A 10784-nucleotide genomic window follows, 5' to 3' on the forward strand; every position below is an offset into this window, starting at 1 on the left:
GGCGAAGCCATCACGATCCGGTTCGCCGACCGATCGGAATTCGGCGAACGTTCGGCGGTTCTCACGCTGGCGCGGCACGAAACCGGAGCCGTCCAGCTTTCGTTCGGGACGGCGCCTGGCGGTGCCGCGGCCGGAGACGGCGAAGCGGCCGAGCCGGAAGCGACGGAAGCCGTCCTTGCGCTGGCGGGGGCGAAGTTGGCCGCAATCCGGAAGGACGGAGCGCTTAAGCTCGTCCTCCGCAATGAGCAGGGCGTTCTGATCGAGAGCTTCGGGATGGAAGGAAAGCCGTTTCTGGAGGTGCTGACGGACGGAAGCGGAACACGGCATAAAGTCCGGTTCAACTGGAAATCCAGAACCGAGCACCGCTGGTTCGGCATGGGGGAGCGATACTCCCATTTCGATTATTCTGGTCAGGAAGTGGATCAGTATGTCTACAACCAATATCGGGATCAGGGACTCAAAACATATATGCCGGTTCCTTTTGCGGTCAGCTCGGGCAACTATGCGATTTTCCTGGATACGCCGCTCTATTCGAAGTTCCGCTTCCATACCCGTTTGTCCGATCTTGTGGAGATCGAGGCGGATTTAGCTGCCGCCGCTCAGCAATTGACTGCTTATTTGTTCGCGGACGAACCGCTGTCCATGCTCGGACAGTTCGCGGGGATCGCCGGCAAACCCGTTCTGCCTCCGAAATGGGCGTTCGGCCCATGGATGTCGAGCAACAATTGGGATTCGCAGGCGGAGGTCATGAGGCAGGTCGAGCTGACGAAGCGGTACGGGATTCCCGCGACTGTGCTGGTGCTGGAGCAGTGGAGCGACGAGGCGACTTTCTATATTTTCAATGATGCGCAATATGATGTGAAGGATGGCTCCGAGGCGTTCCATTATGAGGACTTCCGCTTCCCGGAATGGGGACGGTGGCCGGATCCGAAACGGATGATGGATGATCTTCACGCAGACGGCCTGAAGGTGCTGTTGTGGCAAATACCGATCCACAAATTCATGTACGGCGTCGTCCATGAGCAGCGGGACCGCGATGAGCGGACGTTCCTGGAACGGGGCTACTGCGTGCATGACGCGAATGGCGAGCCGTTTACGCTGCCGTACAACTGGTTCAAGGATTGCCACATCATCGATTATACGAATCCCGAGGCCAAGCAATGGTGGTTCGATAAACGGCGGTACTTGGCGGAGGAGCTCGGGGTGGACGGCTTCAAAACGGACGGCGGCGAATTTGTGTTCGGCCATGATTTGAAATTTCACGACGGCTCCACGGGCCGCGAGATGCGCAACCTGTATCCGAACCTGTATGCGGGAAGCTATTACGATTTCGTTCAGCAATATGCAGCAGACGGCGGCGTGACGTTCAGCCGGGCCGGCTATACCGGCGCTCAGCAATACCCGCTGCACTGGGCAGGGGATGAACGTTCGACGTTCGAGGCGTTCCGGTCCTCGCTGATCGCGGGCCTCACGAGCAGCATGTCGGGCATTCCGTTCTGGGGCTGGGACCTGGGCGGGTTCCACGGCGACATTCCGACTGCGGAATTGTTCGTTCGTTCCACGCAGCTGGCCGCTTTTTGCCCGGTTATGCAGTATCACGCGGAGACGAAGGGCGAGTTCAACCAGGATCGGACGCCTTGGAACATTGCGGAGAGAACGGGGGAGCCGGCCGTCATCGAGCTGTATAAGCGCTATGCGGATATCCGGATGAACCTGCTGCCTTATATTTACGGGCAGGCTGTCCGAACGAGCCGCACCGGCGTACCGCTGATGCGGGCGATGATGCTGGAATACGGCGACGACAGCCATTGCACGGAGATGACCGGGCAATATATGTTCGGCGACCGTCTCCTGGTGGCCCCGGTTATCGAGGAAGGCGCTTATAGGAAGGAGGTCTACTTCCCCGAGGGAAGCTGGCTGCCCCTGTTCGGCGGCGAAGAAATTGCGGGGCCGCGGCTTGCGAAGGTGGAAGCGGAGCTCGCCCATATTCCCGTATATGTGAAGCGGAACGGCATAATCGCGCTGAATTTGGGAGAAGACTGCCGCCTTGGCGAGCATGTCGGCAACCGGACCGACCGTTATGAGCGTCTCTGTTTTCTCGTGTATGTGACGGATACGGCAGCCTTGCGCTTCGAGGACGACCTTGGCGTGACGGTGAGCATCAAGGCGGAACGAAACGGGGACGGTATTCGTCTGAAGTGGTACGGGAACCGGTCGGAGTTGACCGTATTTATCGTGCGCGGGATCGCAGGCGCTGCCGATGTAAAAGCCGGAGAGCGGTCGTTCGAGCGCGTCGATAACGCCGCCGCGCTGCGCGGCGGAGCCTGCTGCGTTCGCGACGGCGAGCTGCTGGTCGCCGTGGAGGCGGCCGGAGGCGATATCGTCATTCATTCATAAAAGCGACAGCAAAGCATGTGGTTTCTTTTTGTATTCCGGCATCGTGCGGATATTTTCATAGGCAAAACGTTCAATACCTATTATACTAAAAAGAAAGCGTATTCAACTAACTTGCCCATCATACACCACGACTACGAATGACCGCAGAGGACAGAGATGATGACCAAAAAAATACCGTTGTTCGTCCAGCTGATTGTCGGTTTTTCGCTTATTTTCATTGCGGTCATGTCGGCTACTGGCCTTTTCACTTATCGGTATTCCTCCCAAATTATTCTAGAGAAGACGACCTTGCTTCTGCTGGAATCGGTTATCCAAATGCGCGGTAAAATGGACGTAATGCTCAGAGACTTCGATAAGACATCCCAGATGATTGCATTTAACCCTCTTATCCAAACCTATCTAACGAACATCGATCGCGGCAGACCGAACCAAACTACGCCGACTGAGATAGAAAGGTTCATGAAAGAGCAAAGCCGCTATAACGGGTCGGAACTCGGCATTTCCATCATGGATGCGGACGGAGCCATGTATCACAGCAGAAATTCGCTTACCACTTATTGGCGTACGAAAAGCGATATGACAAGCGCCTCCTGGTACCCTGCGTTGCAAAATAACCGGGGACGCGTGCTTTGGCTTTCCGGTCCCGCATGGCGGAATGGAAAAATTCCAGCGGTCGTAGGTGTTCGCGAATTGAACAACTGGACGTCGCTCGAAAAAATCGGACATCTGTTTATCGTGTTTCCCGTCGAGGCGCTCGAAAAAATTTTGGAAGAAAACAATGTCGACGAAACCCGCAAAGTGCAACTGATCGACCAGCTCGGTATCATTGTTTATTCCACCGACCGCGGGGAGATCGGAACCGAGCTTGACGGCAGCTTCCGGCAAAAAGTCGCCGAGAGCAAGACGGATGTCATCTCTACGCGCATTAACGGCACCCAAACGTATATTTCCTATACCTCTTCGGACTACAGCGGCTTGACGATTGCTTCCTATATGGAAGTGCCGGTTGCGATTCGGGACGTGCTAAGCATTCAAAGAGCCGTATTTATTATCGGCGTTACCGGTCTCGCGGCCGCGATTGCAATTACGGCAATCTACTCCTGGTCGATTTCGAAACCGATCCAGTACTTGGCCATGCGTTTAGGCCGGGTTAACAAAGGCATGTTCCAGCCGTCCAAGGGGCCGTTCGTTAACCGCGAGGTCGCCGTTTTGTATGACAGCTTTAACAACATGGTCAGGAACTTGGATCAGACGGTCAAAGATCTGTCCGATAAGCAAATCAGCGAGAAGCAGGCTCAGATCGTAGCGCTGAAAGCTCAGTTTCGGCCCCATTTTTTGTATAATTCGTTAAATACGATCTACTGGGAGCTGATCAACGAAGGCAAGGATAAAGTCGCGCAGATGGTGCTGACATTGAGCGATTTGTTGCGCTACAGCATTCAACCCGGCTCCGAGATGGTAACGGTCAAAGAAGATCTTGAGCAGTTGAAGAGGTATATGCTGCTGCAAAACGCCCGATACGGGGACAAGCTTCGGTTGGAGCTGGATGTGGACGAGCGTATCCTGGATTGCCGGATCATGAAGCTGCTGCTGCAGCCGCTCGTTGAAAATGCCGTGACGCACGGCTTGGAGTCCGTCAAAGGGCGGCCTTGGCTGGTCCGGATTGCCGCCTCCGTTACGGGCAGCGATAAAATCAGGTTTATCGTAGAGGACAACGGCATCGGTATGTCCGACAACGAAATGGACGAGGCATTGCGCTTCGGCAAAGACAACGATCCTATCGACATCATGCATACCGGATTGGGACTTGCCAATTTGCATCACCGCATCGGGTTGATATACGGCAAAGAATACGGCATTCGTTTGGCGAACAGTTCGCTCGGGGGACTGCGTGCTGAAGTCACGCTCCCGATGGGAGGAGGCTAATATGCCGCAATTCTCGAAAATATGCGCGGGAATCGTTCTTCTTGCTCTCATGCTTGCCGGCTGCACAGCGTACAAAGTGCCTGATGCTTCGAAGATTCGCAGCGTTTCGGAAAGCGGACAGACCGAGCTGACCGTGTGGCTATGGCCCGGAACCGGTCTGGAAAGATTGATTGCTATCTACCAGCAGGAAAACCCCGATTTGAAGATCACCGTTCAAACTGGCGAATTCGAGGACGTGCATGACAATCTTCGCACGGCATTCGCGGCCGGTTTTGGCGCGCCGGATATCAGTCTGATCGAGACGAATTATATCGACCGTTTCAAAACGGTTCCTTCCCGTTTCTACAATTTGTTCGATTATGGAGCCGGCGGGCTGCAAAACGTGTATCTCGATTGGAAATGGCAGCAGGCCAGCAGTGTAGACGGATCGTTTCTATTCGGTCTTCCTACTGATATCGGTCCGCTCGCGATGATCTATCGCAAAGATATATTCGCCGAAGCCGGACTGCCGACGGATCGCGAAGAGGTTGGTCGGCTCATCCGAACGTGGGATGACCTGATTGAAGCAGGAAAGCGCGTTAAGCAAAGAACGGGCAAAGCGATGTTCGACAATTTGGCAAATGTGTACCGAAGCGTCGCAAGCCAAGCCGATATCCTTTATTTCGATAAAAATACGGACACCTTTATCGCCGAACGCAATCCGATGGTGCTTCAGGCTTGGAAATACGCCGCCGATGCAGCAGCGGGCGATTTGACGGCCCAACTCCCTTCCTGGATGCCGGAATGGGAGACCGGGGTAAAAAAAGGCGAATTCGCCGTTGTACTGGCCCCTGCCTGGATGATGGGCCTCATTAAGCAGAACGCGCCGGATGCCGCCGGCAAATGGGATATCGCGCAGCTCCCGGGAGCGGGAGGCAACTGGGGCGGCTCCTTCTTGACCATGCCCCGGGAAGGCGCTCATCCGAAGGAAGCTTACAAATTGATTCAATGGTTGACTGCGCCGTCCCGGCAACTGGATGTTTTTATGCAAAACGGCAACTTTCCTTCCACGCCCTCGCTCTTTGACGATGACAGCATCGTAGAGAAGCGGGACGAGTATTTCAGCGGAGCGCCGGTAGGCATTATCTATTCGGAGGCCGCGAAAAAGGTGAAGCCGCTTTACGAGGGGCCTTACGCTTATATCGCCACGAAAATTTTCAACGACGCGATCTGGCAGATGGAGCACCACTTGCTTTCTTCGCAAGACGCCTGGCAATATGCCATCGATCAAACCAAACGCGAGCTGCGGCAATATTGAGGGCCTGGGAGGTGACGGGATATGAAAATCCTGATTGTCGATGACGAACCGCATGTGCGGAGCGCGATGTCGCGCGTTATCCGGCTCCATGACGAGAAATTTGATGTGAAGGAAGCGGAGGATGGCCGGGAAGCGGTTGAGCTGCTTGCGCAGCAGCCGGTGGATCTTGTCATATCGGATATTCGCATGCCGGAGATGGACGGTCTGGAGCTATCCCGCTATATGAGGTGCCAATACCCCGAGACGTTCATGATCCTGCTTACCGGTCATGCAGATTTTGAGTATGCCCAGCAAGCGATTCGCGTCTCGGTTTTCGATTATTTACTGAAGCCGGCGTCCAGGGAAAGCATATTGGAGCGCGTCGATACGGTGGGCAGACTGCTCGCCGAACGCATACGCAATGAAAAACCATACCCGATCCATAGCCAAGGATTGTTGGAGAAACGGGTAATGCTGCCCCGCCTGGTAAGGCAGACGTTCGACTACATTGAAGCCCATTATGCCGCAGACATTACGCTGGCGTCGCTTGCCGAACGATTGGAAGTGAATCCGAATTATTTAAGCGGCTTGTTAAAAGTCAAGACGGGGCATACCTTTACGCACCACGTGACCCGGTTTCGTCTGGCCAAATCGAAGCAGCTCCTCGCGACCACCAACCTGAAAATTTATCAAATCTGCGAACAGGTCGGCTATGTCGATCAGGCCTATTTCAGCCGTTTGTTCAAAAGCACGGTCGGCATGACCCCTATCGAATATCGCGAAGCGAATTTTATCCATAAAATCTAAGACTAGCCACATAGCAATTTGAATTCGCTTTCAATACTATTGAGATAGGCGCTTATTCAAGCGCATCTATCTCAAAGGGGGAATTATGGGTGGTAAAACGACTATCGATTATGCTTGCATTTATGTTGCTCGCCTTGTCGCTTGCGGCTTGCTCTTCCGGTTCGACCAGCGGAGGGAGCAAGGAAGGAAACAAAGCGGGGAACGAGGAAGCTTCCGGCGCCGCCGCCTCAGGGAAAGCGGACAAGAAAGTGAAGCTGACGGTCTGGCTGTGGCCCGGCATGGGCATCGAAGAGCAAATGAAGCAATACGCGGCCGAAAATAATATTGAACTGGATATCCAGCTCTCTCCGTTCGCCGACGTTCATAACAACCTGCAAACCGCGCTGGCCGCAGGTAACGGAGCGCCCGACATCTCGGCGGTGGAAGTGAAAGTCATCGAGAGGTTCAAGAGCAATCCGGAGCAGTTCTACAATTTGCTCGAATTGAATGCAGAAGATATTGAAAGCGATTATATGGATTGGAAATGGAAGCAGGCCATGACAGGTGACGGGGCTAACCTTCTTGGCATTCCGACGGATATCGGACCGATGGCCATGGCTTACCGTACAGATGTGTTTGAGAAAGCGGGTTTGCCGACGGATCCGGCGGAGGTAACCGCACAAATCAACACCTGGGACGCTTTTATCGAAGCCGGGAAACAAGTTCGCGCGAAAGCGAATGTCGGCATGATCGACAATGCGGCGAGCCTTCTTACCGTCATGGTCGGCCAAGGTGACGAGAAATACTTCAAACCGGACGGCACCATGATTCTGAAGGACAATCCGCAAGTGAAGAAAGCTTGGAACTACGCCAACAAAGCGATTGAAGCGAATATTACCTCCAATGTCGACACCTGGTCCACCGAATGGGGAACAGGCATGACGAAGGGCGATTTCGCGGTTCAGCTGGCGCCGGCATGGATGATGGGCTTCATGAAAACCAACGCGCCGGATGCAAAAGGCAAATGGAATATCGCATTGATGCCGGAGGGTTCGGGGAACTGGGGCGGATCGTTCCTGACGATTCCGAAGCAGTCCAAATATCCGCAGGAAGCATACAATCTGATCAAATGGCTGCTTTCGCCGGAGCAACAGCTGGTTACATTCCAGAAAAATGGAAATTTCCCCTCTACCCCTGCCTTGTTTGAGACGGAGGATATCCAAAACTTCAAGGATGAATATTTCTCGAATGCTCCGGTCGGACAAATTTACTCGGAGGCGGCGAAGCTGGTGAAACCGGTCTATGAAGGTCCGGATTCCCAGACTGTGGAGGATACACTGAATAAGGCGATTACGAGCGTGGAAGACAAGCAGGCAAAGCCGGAGGACGCCTGGAGTAGTGCCGTTCAGGATATCGAGAGACAACTGTCGCGCAAATAGGAGGCATACCTGGGAGGTTGATGTCGCGGCATCGGCCTCCTTTTCCATCATGAGTGCAAGCATGTACGGATCGAAAAAAACATGAGTTCGACGGGAGGCAATCCAATGCTGGCCAAGCCGCTGAATCGGGCGTTAAATCAGCGTATCAGAGACCACCTTAATGCGTATTTGTTCATCTCGCCGTTTTTCATTCTGTTTGCGGTGTTCGGCGTATTTCCGATGATTTTTACGGCGTGGGTTTCATTGCATAAGTGGAATATCGTCGGCGCGAAAACATTCATCGGCTTGCAAAATTATAAATTCATTATGGAAGATCCGTATTTTTGGAAGTCGCTTTACAATACATTCAGCATTTGGTTTCTGTCCACGTTGCCGCAGCTGTTTTTTGCCTTGATTCTGGCGTTTTTGCTGAACCAGTCGATGCTGAAAGGCAGGGAATTTTTTCGGATCAGTGTATTTCTGCCCAACATTACCTCGGTTGTTGCCGTTGCCATTATTTTCGGGGCACTGTTCGGTCAGCATTACGGCTTGATTAATTATGCGCTTTCCTTGTTGGGAATGGACCCGATCGATTTCCGCAGCTCCGTGCTGGGAACCCATCTGGCGATTTCATCTATGGTGATGTGGCGGTGGACCGGTTACAACGCGATTATTTATTTGGCCGGCCTGCAGAGTATTCCGAACGATCTGTATGAGGCGGCGACGATCGACGGCGCTACGAAACGGCAGCAGTTCTTTTTCATTACGATTCCACTGCTGCGTCCGATGATCATTTTTACGATCATTCTTTCTACCATTGGCGGAATGCAAATTTTTGCGGAACCATTAATGTTTTCTGGCCCCGGCGGAGGCTCGCAAGGCCAAGGTTTGACGATCACGCTTCTACTCTATGAAGAGGCGTTTGCCCGACAGGCGTTTGGCTACGCTTCGGCGATCGCATGGATGCTGTTTTTCATCATCGTGGCGTTCTCGCTCGTCAATATGTTTTTTGCCAAAAAACTGCAATCTGCCGATTAGGGGGATCGATAGCAATATGACTAGATTATCCGCATCGTTCAATTTGGGCCGAATCGGTTTTTATACGTTTCTCATTCTCGTTACGGCGTTATCCGTGTTTCCGTTTTATTGGATGTACATCATCGGTTCGAATGTGACAGCAGCGATCAATCAATTTCCTCCGGCCATGATCCCAGGCGGCAGATTCATTGAGAACCTGATTAAAGTCTATGAAAATGTAAATTTCAACAGAGCTTTGATTAACTCATTTGTCGTATCCGCGACCTTGACGGTGTCCGTTTTGTTTTTCTGCTCGTTAGCCGGCTTCGCTTTTGCCAAGCTGAATTTCAGGGGACGCAACGTTCTGTTTGCGTTTCTGGTAGGCTCGATGATGGTGCCGACCCAGCTGGGGCTTATTCCTTCTTATATGATTATCAGCAAACTCGGCTGGCTGGACGATCTCAGAGCCGTCATCATCCCTGGTATCGCCAATGCATTCGGCATTTTTTGGATGAGGCAGTATATTTCCTCCAGCGTTCCGAATGAGCTGCTCGAGGCGGGACGGATCGACGGCTGTTCGACTTTTCGCCTATTCTGGAATATCGTCGTGCCTGCCATCAGGCCGGGCTATGCCACGTTGGGCATCATCACGTTCATGGGGTCGTGGAACGACTTTCTATGGCCGCTTGTTGTCCTGAAGGACCGCAGCGTACATACGGTTCAAATCGCGCTTAAAAATTTGAACGGCGCTTATTATCAGGACTTCTCCATGATTTTGGCCGGTACCGTTCTGGCTACGCTGCCGATATTGGTTATTTTCCTGTTGTTCAGCAAGCAGTTCATCTCAGGGCTGACGGAAGGAGCAGTTAAATAAGGGCGGCGATGCCCCAGCGGTTGATCGACGGAAAATGTTGGCCAACGAATATCTGGTGAAGCTGCGGTATCGAATTGCCCGACCGGCTTCCGAACCCGTCATTTCAATGACTTCGGGACCCGCTTTTTTGCATTCAACCGCTTATCGTTTGAAGTGCCGGTTTGGCGGGCGAGAATATGGGGAAGCTTGTACCATATGACTTGCCTCAAGGAGAGATTGGGATGGAATGGACACATGAGACGATGTCCTACAAAATCAGCGACCGCAAGGAGCTGCTTCAGCCGGACGTCATTTTGAGCATGCTACAGGGCAGCTATTGGGCCGCGACGAGGACGATGGAAGCGATGAGGCTTAGCATTGAGAATTCGCTATGCATAGGCATTTATCATAACGGGGGGCAGGTAGGCTTCGCCCGTGCCATCACAGACCGCGCCACTTTCTCCTGGTTGTGCGATGTCATTATTCACCCGGATCATCGCGGCGTCGGCCTGGGCAAATGGCTGATGAAGTTTCTGTGCGCGCATCTCGATCTCAAAAGCACATGGGTAGGGCTCGAAACGCGCGACGCGCACGGGCTTTATGAAAAGTTTAAATTCGAGCGGCAGGAGGTCATGATGCTGCGGCTGCCCGCTTTGTAAAGCGCGCCGGGTCAACAACACAGCGCCGGGAACCGGTCCGTGTCTTGACAGAAGCTGAGGTCTCGCGTAACATATGTCCTTGTAACACTGGATTTTCAACAAGCAAATAGCGATCGTATAACCTCACGAAACAGGGTGGGGGTTTCTACGGGAAGCCTTAACTTCCTAACTACGAATAGCGGATCATTCACAATGATTCTATTCGCGGTTAGGATTTTGTTTTGTTATAACGAAGTCTGTAGCATCGAGGAGAGGACCCGTTCGCAATGAAATATACGATCTCAGTCTTGATGGGGGCGATGAGCTATGGCATCTTGTCGATCTTCGTCGTGTTTTCCTACAATAACGGCTATACGCTCGGGGAAATCGTAGGCACACAGATGTTGACCGGTTTTCTACTCGCGTTGGCCCTGGCGTTGTTTGTCCGACGGAGCGACTGCCGGAGGGCGGCT

8 protein-coding genes, 1 pseudogene and 1 riboswitch are annotated in these 10784 nt (G+C 53.0%); all 9 genes and pseudogenes read left to right on the forward strand.

The genetic code is table 11. From position 1 onward, the window contains the following. Positions 1-2397 (forward strand): glycoside hydrolase family 31 protein (locus BG52_RS07260; protein ID WP_317628392.1); only part of this gene is annotated, 2397 nt, incomplete at its 5' end. A 156-nt stretch (positions 2398-2553) separates the two neighbouring features. Continuing rightward, positions 2554-4323 (forward strand): sensor histidine kinase, encoded by a 1770-nt coding sequence (locus BG52_RS07265; RefSeq protein WP_051587651.1) that lies wholly within the window; start codon positions 2554-2556, stop codon positions 4321-4323. A 1-nt stretch (position 4324) separates the two neighbouring features. After that, on the forward strand, positions 4325-5620 hold the full coding sequence (locus BG52_RS07270) for an ABC transporter substrate-binding protein (protein ID WP_036582160.1): 1296 nt from the start codon (positions 4325-4327) through the stop codon (positions 5618-5620). Between the two features lie 21 nt (positions 5621-5641). Continuing rightward, entirely contained in the window at positions 5642-6406 is a 765-nt protein-coding gene (locus tag BG52_RS07275; protein ID WP_036582161.1) for a response regulator transcription factor, read from the forward strand. 89 nt (positions 6407-6495) lie between these two features. Continuing rightward, positions 6496-7824: an ABC transporter substrate-binding protein gene (locus BG52_RS07280; protein ID WP_144340760.1), complete on the forward strand. Its 1329-nt coding sequence runs from the start codon at positions 6496-6498 to the stop codon at positions 7822-7824. 105 nt (positions 7825-7929) lie between these two features. Then, the gene (locus BG52_RS07285; protein WP_036582164.1) at positions 7930-8841 is read left to right on the forward strand and encodes a carbohydrate ABC transporter permease; all 912 of its coding nucleotides are present in this window, start codon (positions 7930-7932) and stop codon (positions 8839-8841) included. Positions 8842-8857: 16 nt separating this feature from the next. Then, positions 8858-9694, forward strand: a complete 837-nt coding sequence (locus BG52_RS07290; RefSeq protein ID WP_036582165.1) for a carbohydrate ABC transporter permease — start codon at positions 8858-8860, stop codon at positions 9692-9694. A 221-nt stretch (positions 9695-9915) separates the two neighbouring features. After that, entirely contained in the window at positions 9916-10332 is a 417-nt protein-coding gene (locus BG52_RS07295; RefSeq protein WP_036582166.1) for a GNAT family N-acetyltransferase, read from the forward strand. Positions 10333-10425: 93 nt separating this feature from the next. Further along, a riboswitch (purine riboswitch) is annotated at positions 10426-10524 on the forward strand. A gap of 74 nt (positions 10525-10598) precedes the next feature. Beyond that, positions 10599-10784, forward strand: a pseudogene (locus BG52_RS16020) (EamA family transporter); the annotation flags it as partial.

It is taken from the genome of Paenibacillus darwinianus (genome assembly GCF_000598065.1).
In the GTDB taxonomy this organism is placed as follows: Bacteria; Bacillota; Bacilli; order Paenibacillales; family Paenibacillaceae; genus Paenibacillus_I; species Paenibacillus_I darwinianus.